This is a genomic window from Streptomyces sp. RLB3-17 (assembly GCF_007113425.2).
GTDB classification, from domain to species: Bacteria; Actinomycetota; Actinomycetes; order Streptomycetales; family Streptomycetaceae; genus Streptomyces; species Streptomyces mirabilis_D.
This window is the reverse complement of record NZ_CP041610.2, coordinates 1235134-1255768: the sequence shown is the minus strand read 5'-3', so window position 1 is coordinate 1255768 and position 20635 is coordinate 1235134. Positions and strand designations below refer to the sequence as shown.

The window sequence follows — 20635 nt, the reverse complement described above, 5'->3', positions numbered from 1 at the left end:
CGTAGAGGTGCATTCGGGAGTTCAGCATGATCTAGCGCGGAACCCCGGGCGTCACGCCCGGGAGGAAGCGCTTCTTAACACTGCTCTGACCCGCACGGGCGCACGGGTCTGCACTGTCTGCCTCAGCCAGGACGCTTCTGGTTCTCGATGTACTCCTTGATGATCGCCAGCGGTGCGCCGCCGCAGGATGCGGCGAAGTAGGACGGCGACCAGAAGTGGTCACCCCACAGGTACTTGCGGATGTGGCCGGGGAACTCCTGGCGGAGCCTGCGGGCGGAGACGCCCTTGAGGGAGCCGACCAGGCGGGAGATGGCGACCTTGGGCGGATAGTGCACGAGCAGGTGGACGTGATCGGCCTCGCCGTTGAACTCCACCAGCTCGGTTTCGAAGTCGGCGCACACGGCCCGCATGATCTCTTCGCAGCGCGTAAGGATCTCGTCGGTGAACGGGCCGCGCCGGTACTTGGGCGTGAAGACCAAATGGGCGCGGAGGGTGTACGCGAGTACACGACCCTATGGCCCCTGCGGATGTTGGGGTTCGGCTCCCAGCGTGGTGACATAGACCAACGGTATGATCACCCCCCCGTGAAGATCGTGACGCAGGTGAAGCTGATGCCGGAGGCCGAGCAGGCCGCCGCGCTGCGCTCCACCCTGCGCACGGTCAACGACCTGGCGTGCTGGGTCTCCGAGGTGGCGTTCGCCCACGGCGTGCCGCGTGAGTACGAGCTGCGCAAGCACACGTACCCGCGCCTCAAGGCCGAAGGACTCGGGGCGCAGGCCGCCCAGCACACCATCAAGAAGGTGCGCGACGCCTACACCACCTTGAAGGCGAACATCCGGGCCGGGAATCTCGGCAAGGAAGGTTCGAAGCGCCACCGCAAGGCGGAGTCCAAGCCGATCGCCTTCCGGCCCGAGGCCGCGCAGCCGTATGACGACCGGTGTCTGAGCTGGCAGTACGACCAGCAGACCGTGTCGATCTGGACCACCGCCGGGCGTATCAAGAACGTCCGCTTCGTCTGCTCCGCCGACGCGCTCAAGACGCTCCGCGAGTGCCGCAAGGGCGAGTCGGATCTGATCGAGCGTGACGGCAGCTTCTACCTGGCCGCCACCTGCGAGGTTCCCGAGGCCGAGCAGTACGAGCCGGACGGCTTCATCGGCGTGGACCTCGGCATCGTCAACATCGCCACCACATCCACCGGCTACCAGGCCGCCGGGCGCGGCCTCAACCGCTACCGCAAGCGTCAACGTGCCCTGCGGGCCAAGCTCCAGAAGAAGCGCACCAAGTCCGCCAGGCGCCGGTTGAAGGAGCGCTCCCGCCGCGAGACGCGGCATGTCAAGAACACCAACCACATCATCGCCAAGACGATCGTGACCGAGGCTGAACGCACCTCCGCCGGGATCTCCCTGGAAGAACTCAAGGGAATCCGGCAGAGGGTACGGCTCCGCAAGCCCCAACGGGTCGCACTCCACTCCTGGGCATTCGCCCAGCTCGGAGACTTCATCGTCTACAAGGCCAAGCGGGCCGGTGTGCCCCTGGTCTTCGTTGATCCCGCATACTCCTCCCGTGAGTGCGCCGAGTGCGGCCACATCGACCGCCTCAACCGGATCTCCCAAGCCAAGTTCGCATGCCGGTCGTGCGGCGTCGTTGCGCACGCCGACCGGAACGCTTCCCACGTCCTCGCCCGCAGGGGCGAGGACGTGTGGACTGCGGGGCGTGAGTCACGCGTCCCTGCCACCCCATAGGGGTGTCTGGACGGAGGAGCCAACCCAGCAGCCAGTTGGGCGCTACCTCCAAGCCCGGTCCTTTAGGGCCGGGTCATGTTGACTGAGCCCGAGATCGACAACGAGGCCGGTCGAGAGATCCGACGCCTGGACGACTCGGCTCTTTCACCGCCGAGTGTCCGCGTGGTCGATCGGCCGGCGGACAGGCGGCCGTCCGGCGTGCCGAGGAGAACAGGTGTCTCGCGGGCAGTGCCCATGGCTTCGAGCTTTTGGGCTGGGTCGCCCCGGAGGAGTGGGCATCTGGCGCACGCATTTTCGGACCGGCACGGCGTTCCGTGGAGTGGCCGCAGACCTTGGCCGCAAGGTGCGGGGGCACCCCGGAGAGGATGGCGTCGGTGATGCAGGTCCTCCGGAAGTCGTGGGGCCGCCACCGCGCGGTGCGTGCGGCGGCGGGGCAAGGGTCCACGTCGTCGGCCGTGCCGTCGAGGACGACTGTGCAAGGGCTGCCGGGAGGAAGCCTCTGCCGCGTGCCCCTCCCTCCGGCCAGGTTCGGCTCCCGGGACCATGGTGACGGGCCGTGCGGTTGCGGCTCAGTTCCTGCCGGGACTTGTCGAAGGCATGCGACAGTGCGTACGACTCAGTCAGGCCGTCAGCCGCCGACGGGGCCGGTGTAGGTGCCGGGGTGCGTGGCGCCGTCCTGGAGCAGGACGCTGCCGCCGGGCCAGGCCAGGGTGGTCGAGGTGGTCTCGTTCGGCGGGGTGACGACGACCGAGGTGGCCTTGAACTCGGTGCCGTTGCCCTGGTTCCACGGCAGGAAGGTGATGGTGAACGTCGTGCTGCTGCCGGCGGCCAGGGTGACCTTCTTGGGTGTCGCACCGCTGCGGGTCAGCGACCAGCTGCCGCCGGAGGACTTCAGATCGACCCCGGGGAAGCCCTGGATGGTGCATGCGGCGGACGTCTTGTTCTTCAGCACCACGGCCAGCTGCTGCTGGTCGTCCGAGCTGCTGACCTTGCCGTCGCCGGAGCCGAACGAGAAGCCCAGCCCGGCGGTGTGGCATCGGCCCGCGCCGGTGCCGCCCCCGCTGCCGCCGGTGGTGGTGCCGGTACCGCCGCCCGTGCTGCTGCCCGTACTGCCGCCGCCCGTGCTGCTGCCCGCATCCTTCGTGGCGCCCGCGTTCTCGGTCTGGGCGCCGCCGGACGCAGTGGCGGAGGGCGAGGAAGCCGGTGCGGACGACTGGTCGCCCGACGCGTCGTTGCCGCTGCCGTTCCCGCAGGCGGTGAGCGTCAGGGCCAGCGCGGACGTGGCGGCGAGTGCGGTGGCGGCGTGGAACAGGCGCATGGTGGTTCTTCTCCGTAGCGTAAGGGGCGCTGGCGGGCGCCGTGTTGATCACCACAGTATGAGCGGATCATCAACGGCCTTGTAACAGAGGTGTCCTGACCTCGCGTCAGCCATGCAGAAGGCTTTCAGGGCACAGGTCAGGTTCCGCGGTCAGCGCCATCCTCAAGCGGACCGTCGTCGACGGCAGCGTTCGCTCCGGATCGGTAGTCATCAGGGGCCCGGTCAGGGCCGTGTGAATCCCCAGGTTGTCGCACGTGAGTGAGGAGCCGCATTTCTTCCAACCACCCTTGTTTTAAAGGGTCTTGTATGTATGGTCGGCTGCGGCCTCTCACCGGGAGGGGCCAACGCAGGGGGAGAACCGTGTCAGAGATTTCCCGGCGGACCGTGCTGGGCGCCGCCGGCACGGCCGCGACGGCAGCGCTTCTCACCGCGGCAGGGACAGCGCAGGCAGCCGCCACCGTGGACGACAAGAGCGCAGACACCCGGCAGGCCACGAACCAGGAGACCGATACACCCATGGCCGTCACCACCGAAGAGCAGAAGTACGAAGCCTACGTGGCCAACGACGAGGGCGAATGGCTGACCCACGCCATCTTCGACGCCCACGCCGATATCGGCGACATGTGGGCCTTCGTCGACGCGGCCCTGGCCCGCCTGCGGCCGAGGTACCCGAACTACACGTTCACCGGAACCGTTCGGCGGTACGACCAGGTGATCACCGACATCGCACACCCGTAAGGACTCGCTTCCGGAGCGGACACCACGCGAGCCGGGTCGAGCCCGGCGGTGCCGTACCGACTGTCGGGCTTGCTGGTCCCGACAGTCGGTCGGCGGCTGTGGCACCGGCGCTGAGGGGACCGAATCCGCCTGATGCGGACGGTCTCCCATCGCCGGACCGTTCCTCTGGAGTGGGAGACCCGTCGCTGACATCGAGGGCGGGCCAGCCTCCGGCGGCCCACCGGAGGCCTCGCCGTTCCCGAGGCCGTGGACGGGGGATTCGCACCGGAAGCCGCCAAACTCCCTATCCAGCCTCGGGCTTCACTGCATGGCGTTGTTCAGCCGAAAGCTACGGATGGGGCTTCTCGGCGCGGTCGGTCAAGGCAGGATCTCGACGTACCCGTCGCTTCCGTGCACGCGGATCCGCTGCCCGTCCCGGATCAGCCGGGTGGCCCGCTCCACGCCCACGACGGCCGGCAAGCCGTACTCCCGGGCGATCACCGCGCCATGGGTCATCAGGCCGCCCACCTCCGTCACCAGGCCCGCGACTGCGACGAACAGCGGCGACCAACTGGGGTCCGTGAAGGTCGTGACCAGGATGTCGCCCGCTTCGAGATCGGCCTCCGCGATGTCAAGGATGACGCGGGCCCTCCCCTCGATGGTCCCGGCGGAAACCGGGAGCCCGATCAGGGCGCCGGCCGGCACGTCGTCGCGCCGGTACGCCCCGGTGACGGCCTCACCATCCGAGGTGAGCACCCGGGGTGGAGTGTGCGCGTGGTACGACCGGAAGGCGTCCTTGCGTTGCTGGATGAGCCGGTCGTCCGCCTGGTTCGAGCGCACGACGTCGTGGAGTTCCTGGAACGTCAGGTAGAAGATGTCCTCCTTCTCAGGAAGCACGCCTGCCTGCACGAGGCGCTCGGCCTCCTCCAACAGGGCCTGCTTGTAGACGAAGTAGCGGCTGACGATGCCGTACTTCGGGTACTCCCGGTACCCGATGAAGGTTCTGACCCGGTCGATCATCCGCTTGGCCTCGCCGGCTTTCCGGTCCCCGTCCGGCAGGGCCCGCAAGCGTGACAGCACGTCCTGTTCCTTCTGCCGCGCCTTCTGCCGCCCTTGTTCGAAGCGCCGCTCGGCGGCGCCCGGCTCGAAGTTCCTGACGTTGTCGAGGAGCACGGGCACGAGCGTGGTGGGGCGTTCGCGCCAACGTGGCCTCGTGATGTCGATCTCGCCGACGCAGCGCATGCCGTACCGGTCGAGGTAGGCCTCTATGGCGTCGCGCGCTTCGGTCCCGCCCGCGAGCTTCGCCAGCTCGTCCAGGAAGCCCACGTCCTCGACGCCCTGCAGGAACGCCACCACCTCCGACTGCGGCCGGATCACGTCCGCGACGTCGAGCAGCGCCAGTCCCATCTCCGACGTGACGTTGTCGGGGGCGGACAGCGTCAGCGTGTCAGCCGCGTTCTTCTCGCCGAGCCACTCCTGCAGCGTGTCGTTGAGCCACCACGTGGCCTCCATCCCCGCCATGATCGCCTGCATGCTCAGCGGATCACTGAGGACTCGCTTGTGCTCCGCGAAGGCCTCCAGCAGGAACTCGAACAGCGCCGGTCCGGTCTTCGTCCGGATGTCGCGCTCCAGGGCGGCGATGGACACCTGGCTGCGTTCGATCAGCTCGGTGACGATGGCCGGATCGGTCTCGATCGTGGCGGACGCACCGCCGGTCGGCGGCCCGCCGGGACCCGCGTCCGGGAGCGACGGGACGAAGTCGTCGCGGTCGAGGACGGTCTCCAGAGCGTCCCTGACCAGCGGATCGCCTCTCCCCATGACGTCCAGGAGGCCGGCGCGGCTCGCGGGCGAGGCCAGGCGCCGGGTGACGTCGACGAACAGCCTCCCGCCGGCCGCGTGCATCGGCACCATGGCCGTCAGCTGCCACATGGAGAGCCCCAGGGGCTTCATGGGGTCGGTCATCATCTGCTGATGGCCGACGGAGACGTAGACGTGATTCTCCTGGTCGCCGGTCTCGGGGATGGGGAACAGCGTCGTGATCGGCCGGCTCTGAACGATCTGGAAGCCGTCATCGACCAGGCACCATTCGATGTCCTGCGGGCGGCCGAAGTGCGCTTCGATCCGCCGCCCGAGCTGCACGAGCCGTACGACCTGCGCATCCGTCAGCGCCGGCTGCTCCTGCCGCCGCGAGTCGATCGCCACTTCCTGGGTATCGCCGGTCGGCAGGGCGTGAACGGCACGCTGTTTGGCGGCGATCGCCTTGGCGACGACTTCGCCGTGTCGCACCTTGAAGACGTCCGGGTTCACCAGGCCGGAGACCAGGGCCTCGCCGAGACCGAAGCCGGCGTCCACGGTGGCGACCTTCCGGTTGCCCGTGACGGGGTCGGCCGTGAACAGGATGCCGGACGCGTGCGGGAAGACCATCCGCTGCACGACCACGGCCATGTGGACCGTACGGTGGTCGATGCCGTTCCGCTGGCGGTACGTCACGGCCCGCTCGGTGAACAGCGAGGCCCAGCAGCGGCTGACGTGCTGGAGGATCGCCGTCGGCCCCACGACGTTCAGGTACGTGTCCTGCTGGCCGGCGAAGGAGGCCGTCGGCAGGTCCTCTGCCGTCGCGCTGGACCGGACGGCGTAGGCGGCCTGCTCGCCGAGCCGGGTGAGCGCGCGGGTGATCGCCGCCGTGAGATCGTCCGGGATGGCGATCCCTTCGACGGTCCGGCGGATCTGCGCGCTGAGCGTGCGGATCGCCTCCCGGTCGTCCGGGTTCAGGCGCGACAGCTGATCGAGCCGATCGTCGAGCGACGGCGCTTTCGCCATGATCCGCCGGAAGGCGTCCGTCGTCACGCAAAAGCCGGCCGGCACGCGGATGCCTTCGATCCGCGACAGGCCGCCCAGGTGCGCGCCCTTGCCGCCGACGACCGCGACCTGCTTCTTGTCGACCTCTTGGAGATCCAGCACGTACCGCTCAGTCATCGCGGTACCTCCGAGGCATTCGTGCTCCGTATCCCTGGTTGCCGTCTCTCTGACGAGTCGGTCGGCCGCTCCGCCCGCTCGGGCCGATGCGTCGACAACAACACACGCACGTCGTGTCCCCATTTCCGCAGGTTGTGGCGTCGGCCGACGATTCTGCTCCGTGACCCGGGTCTTGCGGCAAGCCCCCCAGCGCGCTATACCTTGAGAGTGGCAAGGAGAGCTCTCTCCTTGCCTTTTTCTTTTGCCGTCCGCTGGAACCGACAACCTTCTCGCCAAGCGGCGGCGTGCCGCGCGAGTGCTGGGCCAAGCTCGGCAATCGGACGCTTGACGGTCGCCGACACCGCCGTCAGGTCAGGCCGGTGACGTGCCGGGCCGGCCGAGATGCCGGAGGAAGAACCGGGCCGCGTCCCTTTTCCTTCGAACGGGGAGTTCGCGGACCCACTCACGCGATCAGGCCGTGGCCCGCGTCCGGGCGGGAGCTGGCACGTCGACGGCCCGTGCGGCACGCCCGCACGAGACGCACGAGCCCGGTGTACGTCGGATCACCGCACCGGCGGAGCGGCCCGCCGGTGCCGGACAACCCCAACGGGTCAGCACCGATCGCGGACGCGGAGCCCGGCACGGAGCATGAGGGAGGCCCGCAGACCGGGTTTTCGGACCGGCAGGAAGAGGACGAGTTCCATGAGCAGACGCACCCACGGTGGCCCGGCACGGACCGGCCGCAGCCGCGCGACCGCGGCCCTCCTGGCCACCCTGACCTGCGGCGCCGCGCTCGTCTCGTGCAGCACGAACAGTGGCGGCGACAGCGGTGCCGCCTCCGTCGCCCCGCGCGCCACTCCGCCGGACACCTCGCGGTTCAGTGGCACACCGCCGTCCGCCCTGGCCTCGGCCGCCTCCTCGATCATCGGCTCCGCCCGGGCCTCGGCCTCGGCGGCGGCCTCGTCGCTGTCCGCCGCGGCGTCCGAGTTCGAGGCGTCCGTCTCGGCCGACACGGCGCGCGCGAGCGCGCAGGCACAGGCGGAGCTGAAGAAGGTGCAGGGCCCCGGGAACGCGCGGTCCGACGTCGCCATGACCGGCATGCCCAGGGCGAAGACGGGCGGCCTGCTCGCGGTGCTCGTCAACATCACCAACAACACCGATCGCACGGCCTCGTACGCCGTCCAGATCGACTTCAAGAACGCCGACGGCAAGGTCGTCGAGACCAGGTTCGTGGGCGCGGAGAACCTCAAGCCGGGTCAGCGCGCCCAGCCCGTCGCCATCAGCAGACAGCCCACCCAACCCCAGCTGACCCCGGTCCTGGCGAAGGCCCAGCGGTACTGACGGGCCCCCGACGGGCGAGAGCGACATGGGGTGGCCCACCAGCACTTTGACGGGGTGTCAGTCCTCCCGGACGAGGTGCACCGCCGTGCTGGACCAGTCGCCCGCCGGCAGCTCGAGGTCGATACCGTACTCGCCGAGCACCGTGGAGTGGTGCACGGCGCCGGTGCGCGCGTCGCGATAGCGGCCCCCGGGGGTCAGACCGCGCGGCCGGACCGGCAGCCTCGGCGCGCCGTGGCGGGAGACACGCCGGTAGGCGAGCACCAGAGTCTCCGAGGCGTCCGCGGCGGTGTACTGCACGACGCAGACCGAGTCCTCGGCGGGCGGCGACAGCCGGTCAAGGCTGCCGTGCTGGACGAGATGGCGGACCTTCTTGTACGTGGCGACCAGGTCGGCCCCCTCCCGCAGTTCCTCCTCGGACCAGTGGGTGAGATCGCCCCCGATGCCGAGCGCCCCGGCCATCGCGACGTGGAAGCGGAAGCGCAGCGGGACCGTGCGGCCGGTGAGCTGGTTGGGTACGTCGGTCACCCAGGCGCCCATCGTGCGGGCGGGGTAGATCTGGCCGTAGCCCTGCTGGATCCCCATCCGGTCGGCGGCGTCGGTGTTGTCCGACGCCCACGCCTGGTCCGTGCGGGAGAGAATGCCCAGGTCGACGCGGCCGCCGCCACCGCTGCACGTCTCGATCCGCAGCGCCGGATGGTCCGCGCGCAGACGGTCGAGGACGCCGTAGAGATTGCGTACGTACGCGGGGCCGAGGCGGTCGGTGCCGTCCTGCCGGTCGGGCCAGCCGGCCTCGCTGAACGCGCGGTTCATGTCCCACTTGAGGAAGTCGATGCCGTGGTCGCCGACCAGCCGGGTCAGCCAGCCGTGGGCCCAGTCGGCGACGTCGCGGCGGGCGAAGTTGAGGACCAGCTGATTGCGCAGCTCGGAGCGGGGGCGGCCGGGGAAGTGCAGTACCCAGTCGGGGTGTTCGCGGTACAGGTCGCTGTCCGGGTTCACCATCTCGGGCTCCACCCAGAGGCCGAAGCGCATCCCGAGCCCGTGCACCGTGCGGACCAGCGGGGCCAGTCCGTCCGGGAAGCGGTCGGGCGCCGGTGTCCAGTCGCCGAGGCCCGCACGGTCGCTGCGGCGCGCCCCGAACCAGCCGTCGTCGACGACGTAGAGTTCCACCCCGAGCGCCGCCGCCCGCTCGGCGAGCGCCTTCTGCCCGACCTCGTCGACGTCGAAGCCGGTCGCCTCCCAGGAGTTGTAGAGCACCGGGGCGAACTCGTCGGCATGGGGCAGGACATGGGCCAGGACGTACGCGTGCCAGGCGCGGCTGGCCGCGCCGAAGCCGCCGTCGGTGCACAGTCCCGCGAACGGGGGAGTGGCGAACTCCTCGCCCGGAGCGAGCGGCACGGTCGTGCCGTCCTGGCCGAGGCCGCCGGTGAATCCGGCCCGCCCGTCGGGGGTGCGCTGCACGGTGACGCGCCAGCTCCCGCTCCACGCGAGGGCGGCGCTCCACACCCGCCCGTGCTCCTCCGTCGCCTCACCCGCGTCGAGCATCAGCCACGGGTTCGCGTGGTGGCTGGTGATCCCGCGACGGCTGGTCAACACGGTTTCGCCGTACGGCAGCCGGTCGCGTCGCAACTGGCTCTCGGCGGACCACTGGCCCGTGACATGGCTGAGCCGGTAGTCCCGCTGCGGCGGCAGGGTCCAGGCGGCGGAGTCGGCACGCAGCAGCGTGACGGGCTCGTCGCCGTCGTTGCGGACGACGGTCCAGCGCTCGATGACGTCCGTGTCCTCGCGCACCCGGTAGTGGAGCGCCACCCGCAACGGGTAGCGGCGGTCGCGGAACGACAGGGTCAGCTCGCCCTCGTCGACCTCGTGACCGGTCGGCTGCCACTCGAAGGCGCGGGCGCCGTCCGCGAACCGGACCTGCAGTGACGGCGGTCCGTAGCGCGTGCCGCCGTCGACCGGCAGCTCCTCCCCGACGGTCGGCCTGCCCTCGAAGCTGCTGGCCTCGGGCGCGGGTGGCACGGCGAGCTCCGCGGCCTCCGCGGGCGTCAGTCGTGGACCCCACGCGACATGGCAGGGCGCTCCGGTCTCGTCGATCCGCAGCGCGTACGAGGTGCGCGGTGTGGACAGCAGCCAGACCCCGGTGTCCGGGGCGAAGGAGATCGGCGACATGAATCCTCGCGTTCAGGTGGTGCTCACGTACGAGACGAGGAAAAGCCAACCCTGACCTTGGATCACGTGTCAATGCTTGCTCGCATTCTGGAATTCACAGGTCACAGGTACCTCCTGGAGCATCCTCAGGAGAATCCTGCTTCTTTCATTGACAGCAGAAAATAAGGGCCTTAGGTTCCGGCCATGCGTTCGACCTCTCCCACCGAGGCGTTCCCGGCCCACACGCCGGCCGCTTCCCAGATCTTCACCACCGTGCTGTCCCACGGCCCGCTCACGCGGTCGGAGATAGCGGGGCGGACCCGGCTGTCGGCGGCGGCGGTCACCAAGGCGGTCCGGCCGCTGATCGAGGCCGGCTACCTCGTGGAGGACATCGCCGAGGACGCACGGCAGCCCGTCCTCGGGCGGCCCGCCAACCCGGTGCGGGTCGACGGAGGAAGGGCCCTGTTCCTGGGGATCAAGGTGACGGGCGACGAGCTCATCGCCGTACTCACCGACCTCTGCTGCCGCATCCGGGTCGCCCGGCGCGTTCCGCTCACCTCCCGCGAACCCAAGGCGGTACTGACCTCCGTCGCGGGACTCGTACAGGAACTCCTGACCGAGGCGGACGGCTTCGGGGTGCAGGTCCGGGGGCTCGGCATCGCCGTCTCGGGAGACGTGGACCGGGCGGCCGGGGTGGTGCGCTACTCGCCGTTCCTGGAGTGGCACGACGTTCCCCTCGCCGAACTGGCCGCGACCACGACCGGACTGCCGGTCACCCTCGACAACGACGTTCGGGCGCTGACGGTGGCCGAGCAGTGGTTCGGGGCCGGGGTCGGGCTGTCCGACTTCGCGCTGGTGACCGTCGGCGCGGGCATCGGCTGCGGTCTGGTGGTGCACGGACAGGTGGTGGCGGGAGCGCACGGCGTGGCCGGTGAGATCGGGCACGTGCCGATCGACCCGGCCGGTCCTCGCTGCCACTGCGGCAACCGGGGCTGCGTCGAGGCGATCGCCTCGGACCCCGCGATCGTCGCCCGGATCCGGGAGGTCACCGGCGCGAGTGTCGCCGACGCCACCGCGGCCCTGGCCCTCGCCCACGACGGCGACCCCGGCGCCCGGGAGGTGTACGCCCGGGCGGGAGCGGCGATCGGCCGGGGCATCGCGACCGTGGCCAACCTCCTCGGCCCCGAGCGCGTGATCATCTCCGGCGAAGGCCTGGCCGCCTACGACCTGTTCGCCGAACAGATCCGTGACGCGTTCGCCGCGGCCGCGTTCGGTTCGGCCGCGGACTGCGACGTACAGACCAGGCCGCTGCCCTTCGAGGAGTGGGCGCGTGGCGCGGCGGCCACCGCCATCCAGTCCTTCACCACCTCGGACGCGCGCTGAGGAGCACGACGCCCTGAGGGGCGAGCACGCGCCGACGAGCACACCACGCACCGACCAGCACGTACTGAAGCACAGCCTCGCACTGAAGATCAGACATGTACGGACACGCGTGAGGAGCAACAATGACGCAGCAGAGCCGCAATCCCCTGGCTGCGCGTGACCTGGGCCGCCGCAGAGTCGTCGGCGGACTGTTCGGACTCGGCGCCGCCGCACTGGCCGCGCCCGTTCTGACCGCTTGCGGCGGGGGAGCGGGGGCCGACCCGAAGACGGTCACCTTCGGATCCAACGGCGCCGACGCCACCCCCAAGAAGGCCTACGCCTCCGTCACCGGCGCGTTCGCCAAGGACAGCGGTCTGACGGTGAAGACGAACACCGTCGACCACGACACCTTCCAGAAGAGCATCTCCACCTATCTGCAGGGCACCCCCGACGACGTCTTCACCTGGTTCGCCGGCTACCGCATGCAGTACTTCGCCAAGAAGAAGCTCTGCAGCCCCCTCGACGACGTGTGGGACACGATAGGCGCCGACTTCAGCGACGCCACCAAGCAGCTCTCCCGCGGCGAGGACGGCAAGTACTACTTCGTGCCGCTGTACAACTACCCGTGGGCCGTCTTCTACCGCAAGAGCCTCTTCAAGGAGCGCGGCTACCAAGTCCCGCAGAAGTGGAGCGAGTTCATCGCGCTCGCGAAGCGGATGAAGAAGGACGGGCTCTCCCCGATCGCCTCCGGCTACGGCGGCGGCGACAGCTGGAGCATCCTCGGCGCCTTCGACTACGTGAACCTGCGAACCAACGGCTACGACTTCCACATGTCCCTGATGCGCGGCAAGGTCTCCTGGACCGACAAGCGCGCCCTCGCCACCCTCGACCACTGGCGCGAACTCGCCCCCTACTACCAGCAGGGTGCCGCCGGCCGTTCCTGGCAGGACGCCGCCCAGTCGCTGCTCGACAAGAAGTCCGGGATGGCCGTCATCGGCCTCTTCCTCGGACAGCAGATCACGGACGAGAAGATACGCGCCGACATCGACTTCTTCCCCTTCCCCGAGATCGACGCCGCGCACGGTCAGGACGCCGTCGAGGCACCCACCGACGGTTTCATGCTCAGCCGCCGGCCCAAGAACGAGGCCGGTGCCAAGAAGTTCCTGGAGTTCCTCGGCGGCGCCCACACCGAGGAGCTGTACATGGGCGTCGACCCGAGCAACCTCGCCGTCAACGACAAGGCGAGCACCGGCTCGTACAACGCGCTCCAGAAGAAGTCCGCCGACCTCATCGCCTCCGCCAAGCAGATCAGCCAGTTCGCGGACCGCGACAGCGACCCCGGCTTCATCTCCACCGTCGTACTCCCCGGCCTGACCGAGTGGCTCAGCCACCCCGACGACGGCTCGGGAACGCTGACGAAGATCGAGTCCCAGCGCTCGCGCTTCTTCACGGCCTGACCAGGACCGGAAAGGTCTCACGCACCGTGTCCTCCGCGCCCACCACGCCCCCCGCCCCGCGGGGCGCCCGCCCGCGCCGCCTCGGCACCGGCGACCGGATCTTCCTCACCGTCATCATCGGCATCCCGCTGGCGGCCCTGCTCTTCTTCGTCTGGCTGCCCGCGCTGGCCTCCCTGGGGCTGTCCTTCACCACCTGGGACGGCATCGACCTGGCCGACATCCACTGGATCGGCCTGGACAACTACAAGGAGATCTTCACCAACTACCCGCCGTTCTGGCCCGCGGTGCGGCACAACGTGATCTGGCTGCTCTTCACGGCGCTGCTGCCGACCCCGTTCGGCATCTTCCTCGCCTACCAGCTCGACCGGAAGATCCGCTTCACGAGGATCTACCAGACCGCCATCTTCCTGCCGATGGTGCTCTCCCTGGCCGTCGTCGGCTTCATCTGGGAGATCATCTACAACCCCGACACCGGGCTCCTCAACGGCATCCTGGGCGCCGCCGGATCCAGCCACCACATCGACTGGCTGGGCAACCCCGACCTCAACCTGTGGGCGGTCCTGGTCGCCTCCAGCTGGCGGCACACCGGATACATCATGATCCTCTACCTGGCCGGCCTGAAGGGCTTCGACCCGGCGCTCAAGGAGGCCGCCGCGCTCGACGGCGCCAACGGCCGCCAGACCTTCCTGCGGGTGGTCTTCCCGGCCCTGAAACCGGTCAACGTCATCATCCTGGTCATCACGGTCATGGAGTCCCTGCGCTCCTTCGACGTCGTCTACGTCCTCGGCGGCGGCGTCGGAAGCAAGCCTGGCATGGAACTCCTGTCCCTCCTCATCACCGACAACATCATCGGCGAGTCCAGTCACATCGGTTACGGCTCCGCCCTCGCGGTCGTCCTGCTCGTGGTCTCCCTTGCCGCCATCGGGACCTTCCTCGTCCAGAACTTCCGCAAGGAGGACCAGTGACCACGACCGTGCCGCGACCGGCCTCCCGACCGCGGACCCGGCGCGCGCAGCAGACGCCGAAGACCCCCTCCGGGCCGCGGCGCCAGACCGGCCGTCATCTGATGCTGGGCGGCATCGCCCTGCTGTGGCTCGTCCCGCTGCTGTGGGCCATGTACACCTCGCTGCGGCCCTACTCGGACACCGCGAAGCACGGCTATCTCTCCTGGCCCCACAGCCTCGGCCTCGGCAACTTCAGCGACGCCTGGAGCCAGTCCGGGATGCCGCACTTCTTCTGGAACTCCGTCCTCATCACGGTGCCGTCCGTCCTGTGCACCCTGCTGTTCTCGGCCGCGGTCGCCTTCTTCGTCTCCCGCTTCGACTTCCGCTGGAACATCGTCCTGCTGATGCTGTTCACCGCGGGCAACCTGCTCCCGGCACAGGTCCTCATCACCCCCCTGTACCGCCTCTACCTCCTCATCCCGCTGCCGCAGTGGATGAGCGACTCCCTCCTCCTCTACAACTCGGCCTGGGGCATCATCGCGATCCACATCGCCTACCAGTCGGGGTTCTGCACCTTCGTCCTCAGCAACTACATGAAGACGATCCCGAAGGAGATCTCCGAGGCGGCGCTCGTGGACGGCGCCCCCGTCTGGCGCCAGTTCTTCCAGATCATCCTGCCGCTGTGCCGCCCCGCGTTCGCGGCCCTCGCGACCCTCGAATCGATCTGGATCTACAACGACTTCTTCTGGCCGCTCGCGCTGATCGAGAGCGGCGACAAGCGCCCGATCACCTCCGCCCTGGCCAACCTCCAGGGTGCGTACTTCACCAATCCCAACCTCATCGCGGCCGGCGCCCTGATGACCGCGATCCCCACACTCCTGGTGTACTTCGCGCTCCAGCGCCAGTTCATCAGCGGACTCACCATCGGCTCGGGCAAGGGCTGAGCCGCCCCAACCCTGACCCCACAGGAGGCACGACCCATGCGGTCATCCTCGTATTCCGTCCTGCCCGCACGCACCCTGAGAGCCGTGGTGGTGTTCGCCCTCACGGCAGGACTCGCGACGACCGTCCCGGCCGCACAGGCCAAGACCCCGGTGCCGCGCGAGACCACCGCCACGACTCCCGTCGCCGCCAAGCCGTACATGGGCTGGTCGAGTTGGAGCATGCAGTCGTCGAAGTACCCGGGCCTCAACCCTGACGGCGACTACAGCTACCTCACCGAGGCGAACGTCCTGAAGCAGACGGACGCCCTCGCCGCCAGGCTGAAGAACTACGGCTACGACCATGTCAACATCGACGCCGGCTGGTGGATGGACAAGACCTGGAAGACGGGCTTCGACCAGTACGGTCGTCAGACGCCCGACCCGGTCCGCTTCCCCCACGGCATGAAGTCGGTCGCCGACCACATCCACTCCAAGGGCCTCAAGGCCGGCATCTACCTGCCCGTCGGCCTGGAGAAGGGCGCGTACGGCGACGGCAGTACGCCGATCTGGAACGCCACCGGCTGCACCACCGCCGACATCGTCTACCCGGACCTGCGCACCACCAACGGCTGGGACAACGCCTACAAGATCGACTTCGACAAGCCCTGCGCGCAGAAGTACATCGACTCGCAGGCACAGCAGTTCGCCGACTGGGGCTACGACTTCCTCAAGCTGGACGGCGTGGGCCCGGGCTCATTCAAGTCCGGTGACAACTACGACAACGTCCCCGACGTCGCCGCCTGGCAGAAGGCCATCGCCACCGCCGGGCGCCCGATCCACCTCGAACTCTCCTGGTCGCTCGACATCGGCCACGCCGCCGACTGGAAGAAGTACTCCAACGGCTGGCGCATCGACACCGACGTCGAGTGCTACTGCAACACCCTTGTCACCTGGGAGAACTCGGTCAACGACCGGTGGGACGACGCCCCCGCGTGGAGCCGCAAGGCGGGCCCGGGCGGCTGGAACGACCTGGACGGCATCGACGTCGGCAACGGCGAGATGGACGGCCTCACCAAGGCCGAGCGGCAGAGCTACATGACTCTGTGGGCCATCAACAAGTCGCCACTGTTCACCGGTGACGACCTCACCAAGCTGGACAGCTACGGGGTCTCCCTGCTGACCAACAAGGAAGTCATCGCCGTCGACCAGAACGACTCGCCCGTCGCGCGTCCGGTCACCACCGTCGGCGACCAGCAGGTCTGGGGCACCAAGAACGCCGACGGCAGCTACACCGTCGCCCTGTTCAACCTCGCCGACTCGCCGGCCTCCGTCACCGCTCAGTGGGCCTCCCTCGGATTCAGCGGGAACGCCTCCGTGCGCGACCTGTGGAACAAGGCGAACCTCGGGACCTACAAGAACAAGATCACGGAGGCGCTGCCCGCCCACGGCTCGCGGCTGTTCACCGTCAAGCCCGGCGGCGGCACGCTGACCACCACGAGTTACGAGGCGGAGTCCGCCGCCAACACCCTGTCGGGCAACGCCTCGGTCGCCGGCTGCGACGCCTGCTCCGGCGGCAAGAAGGTCGGCAACCTCTACACCGGCGGCAAGCTGCGGTTCAACGACGTCACGGTGAAGAAGGACGGCATCTACACCGTCCAGGTCGCCTACGTCAGCGGCGACCCCCGCTCGGCGACCGTCTTCTCCACCAGCGGCAACGGCACCAGCGAGAAGTTCCCCTCCACGGGCGACTGGAGCACGGCCGAGACGGTCAGCGTCCAACTGGCCCTGAAGGCGGGCTCCAACACGATCACCTTCGACAGCGGCAGCGGATACGCCCCCGACATCGACAGGATCGTCGTCCCACAGTCGGTCTGAGTTCCGCAGGCGGTTCTTGGTTCAGTGGTCGGTTCTCAGCTCAGCAGTCCGTCCGACCCGCTTCCCGCGGGGCCCGGTGACACGACCCGGGCCCCGCGGGGACCTGCAGCACGCCGACGGTCCGCAGCCGTCCTTCCCGCATGAGCAGCTCCCGGATATGGAGTGCAACACCGTGGACGTTCAGCACAACGCATCACGCGACAACACCCCCAACCGCAGAGGCTTCCTCGCCCTCGCCGCCGCGGCCGGCGCGGCCACCGCACTCGGTGGTCTGCCCGCCTTCACCGCCTCGGCGGCCCCCCTGCGCCCCACCGCGTCGCCCATGCTGTCCGCGGCCGACGCCGCGAAGAACCAGCTGTGGTGGGGGGCTCCCGGCTCCGCCAAGTCGATGATCGAGCAGGGGCTGCCGGTCGGGAACGGGCGCCTCGGGGTGCTCGCGAGCAACGACCCCGCCGGCGAACTCCTGATGATCACCGACGCCACCCTGTGGACCGGAGGTCTCAACGACAAGCTGCAGAGCGACGGTCAGTTCCCGTACGGCCGGGACGACTTCGGCTCCCTGACGATGCTGGCCGAGCTCACCGTCGCCCTCCCCGACCACGACCTGGGCAACGTCAACAACTACCGGCGCACCCTCGACCTGGCCCAGGGCCTGATCAGCACCTCGTACGACATCTCCGGCGTCACCTACCGGCGGCAAATCTTCGCCAGCCGACCCGATGACGCCATCGTCCTGTACTTCTCCCAGCAGGGCGGCGGCTCCTACACCGGTACCGTCTCCCTCGCGGGCACCCACGGCGAGTCCACCACCGCCAACAGCGCGGGCCGCTACGCGTCGTTCGGCGCCTCCTTGGCCAACGGCCTGAAGTACGGCGCCGCCGTCACCGCGTACAGCGACACGGGCAGGGTCCGCGTCGACGGTACGTCGATCGCGTTCCGCGGCTGCAAGGACCTCACCGTCGTCGTCAGCGGTGGTACCAACTACGTGCCCGACGCGGCGACGAAGTTCCGCGACCCGTCCCTGGCCCCGGAGCGCCTCGCCAGGACCAAGGTCCTGAACGCGGCCGGCCACTCGGCGAGCACCCTGCTGCACACACATGTCGCCGACTTCCGGGCCGTGTTCGGACAGCTGGACATCGACCTCGGCACGTCCTCCGCCGCGCAGCGTGAACTGGACACCTTCGAGCGGCTGCGGGCGCGTCACCGGGACGACATCCCCGACCCGGAACTCGAGGCCGCCTACCTGCAGTTCGGCCGCTACCTCATGATCTCCGGATCCCGGGGCAGCCTGCCGATGGGACTCCAGGGCCCCTGGCTTGACGGCAATGACCCGGACTGGATGGCCGATTACCACACCGACGTCAACCTCCAGATGAACTACTGGATGGCCGACCGGGCGGGCCTGTCCGACTGCTTCGACGCCTTCGCCGACTACTGCCTCGTACAGCTGCCCGACTGGACGGAGGTCACCCAGCGGCTGTTCAACGACTCCGCCAACCGGTACCGCAACTCCAGCGGAAAGATCGCCGGCTGGACCGTGGCGATCTCCACCAACCCCTATGGCGGGGGCGGCTGGTGGTGGCACCCGGCGGGCAACGCCTGGATCTGTCAGAGCCTGTTCGAGCACTACGAGTACACCCAGGACCGCGCCTACCTCAAGAAGATCTACCCCCTCCTCAAGGGCGCCGTGCAGTTCTGGGAGGCCCGCCTCATCACCACGACCGTCACCGACGCGTCCGGGACCGAGCGCGAGGTCCTCATCGCCGACAGCGACTGGTCGCCCGAACAGGGCCCGCTCGACGCCAAGGGCATCACGTACGCCCAGGAACTGGTGTGGAACCTCTTCGGCAACTACCGCACCGCGACCGAGGCGCTCGCCAGGGACGCCGCCTACCGCAAGACCATCGACGGACTGCGGGCGCGCCTCTACCTGCCCGTGGTCAGCCCCAAGACCGGCTGGCTCGAGGAGTGGATGTCGCCCGACAACCTCGGCGAGACCACCCACCGGCACCTCTCCCCGCTCATCGGCCTCTTCCCCGGCGACCGGATCCGTCCGGACGGCTCCACGCCGAAGGACATCCTCGACGGCGCGACCGCCCTGCTCACCGCGCGCGGGATGAACAGCTTCGGCTGGGCCAACGCCTGGCGCAGCCTGTGCTGGGCGCGGCTGAAGAACGCGGAGAAGGCCTACCAGCTGGTCGTCAACAACCTGAAGCCGTCGGTCAACGGCAGCAACGGCAGCGCGATGAACCTCTTCGACATCTACGAGGTGGAGACGGGCCGGGGCATCTTCCAGATCGAGGCGAACTTCGGCACCCCCGCGGCGATGGTCGAGATGCTGGTCTACTCGCGCCCCGGACACGTCGAGCTGCTGCCCGCCCTGCCCGCCGCCTGGGCGGCGTCCGGCTCGGTGTCCGGCGTGGGCGTCCGAGGCGGCTTCGTCGCCGACCTCAGCTGGAAGAACGGCAAGGTGACCCGGGCCACGCTGAAGAGCGTCGGGGGCCGCGAGACGACCGTGGTCGCGGGCGGCGCCTCGCGCAAGGTCAGCCTCAAGCCCGGTGAGTCCGTCACCCTGAGGGGCCTCGGGTGAGCGGCGCCCGGTTCCGACGCCGCGCCGTGGGCGTCGTATCGGCGCTGCTTCTCGCGGTCTGCGGACCCCTGACCGCCTCGGCGGCGGCGCAGCCGGGGGTCTCGTCGGGCACGCCGATGACGCCCGCCGCCGAGGCGCGGGCGAAGCACTCCGTGGTCACCTGGGGCGCCAGCGCCGACCGGCAGGGGGCGGGACCCGCCGACCGCAGCTACCGACTGATCGTGCGCACCAGCGTCGGCGGCACGAACCTGCGGATCCGGCTGTCCAACGCCTTCGGCGAGCACCCGGTGACCTTCGCGAGCGCGTACGCCGGGCTGCGGAAGCAGGGTGCGGAGCTGGTCCACGGCTCCAACCGGCGGCTGTCCTTCGGCGGGGCCGCGTCCGTCACCGTCCCGGCCGGCGAGACCGTGTTCAGCGATCCGCTGCCCGGAACACTGGCCGCCCAGAGCGACCTGGTCATCAGCCTGTACGTGACCGGCGCCCAGGGACCGACGACCGGTCACGGCATGGCCATGCAGACCAACTACGCGACCGCGGGCGACCACGCGGCCGAAGAGGGCGCGGCCAACTGGACCGATCCGATGGGCTCCTGGTACTGGCTGGACGCCGTCGACGTGGAGACGTCCGCCTCGGTCGGCTCGGTCGTGACCCTCGGCGACTCCATCACCGACGGATGGGCCTCGACCACCGACCAGAACCGCCGCTGGCCCGACTATCTGTCCCGGCGGCTCCAGGCCGCGTCCGGGCTCACCGTGAAGGGAGTGGCGAACGAGGGGATCTCGGGCAACAAGGTGCTCGCGGACGGCGCCGGGCAGGCGGCTCTGAACCGACTTCAGCGTGACGTCCTCTCCCAGCCCGGGGTCCGCACGGTCTTCCTCTTCGAAGGCATCAACGACATCAAGGCCCACTCCGGTGTCACGGTGGACGACATGATCGCCGGCTATCGGCAGATCATCGACCGGGCCCACGCGGCGGGCAAATGTGTCGTCGGCGCGACCGTCATGCCGTTCAAGGGCTGGTCCGAGTACGACGCCGCCTCCGAGGCCGTGCGCCAGGGCGTCAACGACTGGATCAGGAACAGCGGCGCGCTCGACGCCGTGACGGATTTCGACAGGATCACGCGCAATCCGTACGACCCGCAGCTGATCCTGCCGTTCTTCGACGGCGGCGATCACCTGCACCCCAACGACAAGGGGATGCAGGCGATGGCCGACGCGGTGGACCTCGGGAGCCTGACGTCCTGCTGAACCCAGGCTCCGCGCGGGG

The 20635-nt window shown here is 69.2% G+C and carries 14 protein-coding genes; 10 read left to right on the top strand and 4 right to left on the bottom strand.

The annotated features are described in order from the left end of the window. Positions 1-122: 122 nt before the first annotated feature. Positions 123-479 carry an IS200/IS605 family transposase gene (gene tnpA / locus FNV62_RS05960; RefSeq protein ID WP_101913763.1) on the bottom strand — a complete coding sequence of 119 codons (357 nt, stop codon included), beginning with the start codon at positions 477-479 and terminating at the stop codon, positions 123-125. Between the two features lie 48 nt (positions 480-527). Between tnpA and FNV62_RS05955 the strand changes: the two genes are divergently transcribed. Continuing rightward, complete coding sequence (locus FNV62_RS05955) at positions 528-1742, top strand: RNA-guided endonuclease InsQ/TnpB family protein (RefSeq protein WP_143605186.1); 1215 nt, start codon at positions 528-530, stop codon at positions 1740-1742. Between the two features lie 628 nt (positions 1743-2370). Here the strand turns inward: FNV62_RS05955 and FNV62_RS05950 are convergent. Next, a complete protein-coding gene (locus FNV62_RS05950; RefSeq protein ID WP_143600214.1) occupies positions 2371-3060 on the bottom strand; it encodes a DUF4232 domain-containing protein in 690 nt (229 codons plus the stop codon). A gap of 360 nt (positions 3061-3420) precedes the next feature. Between FNV62_RS05950 and FNV62_RS05945 the strand changes: the two genes are divergently transcribed. Then, a complete protein-coding gene (locus FNV62_RS05945; protein WP_143607112.1) occupies positions 3421-3798 on the top strand; it encodes a hypothetical protein in 378 nt (125 codons plus the stop codon). Positions 3799-4155: 357 nt separating this feature from the next. On the opposite strand, the gene rph is transcribed toward FNV62_RS05945, so the two are convergent. After that, the gene (gene rph / locus FNV62_RS05940; protein WP_143612535.1) at positions 4156-6753 is read right to left on the bottom strand and encodes a rifamycin-inactivating phosphotransferase; all 2598 of its coding nucleotides are present in this window, start codon (positions 6751-6753) and stop codon (positions 4156-4158) included. 681 nt (positions 6754-7434) lie between these two features. Between rph and FNV62_RS05935 the strand changes: the two genes are divergently transcribed. Next, on the top strand, positions 7435-8073 hold the full coding sequence (locus FNV62_RS05935) for a hypothetical protein (RefSeq protein ID WP_097283045.1): 639 nt from the start codon (positions 7435-7437) through the stop codon (positions 8071-8073). Positions 8074-8130: 57 nt separating this feature from the next. Here the strand turns inward: FNV62_RS05935 and FNV62_RS05930 are convergent, their stop codons facing one another. Next, positions 8131-10239, bottom strand: coding sequence for an alpha-galactosidase (locus tag FNV62_RS05930; protein ID WP_143612534.1), 2109 nt, complete (start codon positions 10237-10239; stop codon positions 8131-8133). Between the two features lie 183 nt (positions 10240-10422). Between FNV62_RS05930 and FNV62_RS05925 the strand changes: the two genes are divergently transcribed. The 7 genes from FNV62_RS05925 (at position 10423) to FNV62_RS05895 (ending at position 20616) form a co-directional block, all read left to right on the top strand. After that, positions 10423-11601 (top strand): ROK family transcriptional regulator, encoded by a 1179-nt coding sequence (locus FNV62_RS05925; RefSeq protein WP_060900617.1) that lies wholly within the window; start codon positions 10423-10425, stop codon positions 11599-11601. Between the two features lie 122 nt (positions 11602-11723). Then, the gene (locus FNV62_RS05920; protein ID WP_143600209.1) at positions 11724-13037 is read left to right on the top strand and encodes an ABC transporter substrate-binding protein; all 1314 of its coding nucleotides are present in this window, start codon (positions 11724-11726) and stop codon (positions 13035-13037) included. A gap of 26 nt (positions 13038-13063) precedes the next feature. Beyond that, complete coding sequence (locus FNV62_RS05915) at positions 13064-14002, top strand: carbohydrate ABC transporter permease (RefSeq protein ID WP_060900619.1); 939 nt, start codon at positions 13064-13066, stop codon at positions 14000-14002. Then, positions 13999-14925 carry a carbohydrate ABC transporter permease gene (locus FNV62_RS05910; RefSeq protein WP_097283041.1) on the top strand — a complete coding sequence of 309 codons (927 nt, stop codon included), beginning with the start codon at positions 13999-14001 and terminating at the stop codon, positions 14923-14925. Before FNV62_RS05915 ends, FNV62_RS05910 begins: the two co-directional genes overlap by 4 nt. Positions 14926-14961: 36 nt before the next feature. Further along, on the top strand, positions 14962-16779 hold the full coding sequence (locus FNV62_RS05905) for an alpha-galactosidase D (protein ID WP_144314791.1): 1818 nt from the start codon (positions 14962-14964) through the stop codon (positions 16777-16779). Positions 16780-16951: 172 nt separating this feature from the next. Continuing rightward, positions 16952-19369, top strand: a complete 2418-nt coding sequence (locus FNV62_RS05900) for a glycosyl hydrolase family 95 catalytic domain-containing protein (protein WP_144314790.1) — start codon at positions 16952-16954, stop codon at positions 19367-19369. After that, positions 19366-20616, top strand: a complete 1251-nt coding sequence (locus FNV62_RS05895) for an SGNH/GDSL hydrolase family protein (RefSeq protein ID WP_054235211.1) — start codon at positions 19366-19368, stop codon at positions 20614-20616. The genes FNV62_RS05900 and FNV62_RS05895 overlap by 4 nt, the downstream gene beginning before the upstream one ends. The last annotated feature ends 19 nt before the right edge of the window (positions 20617-20635 follow it).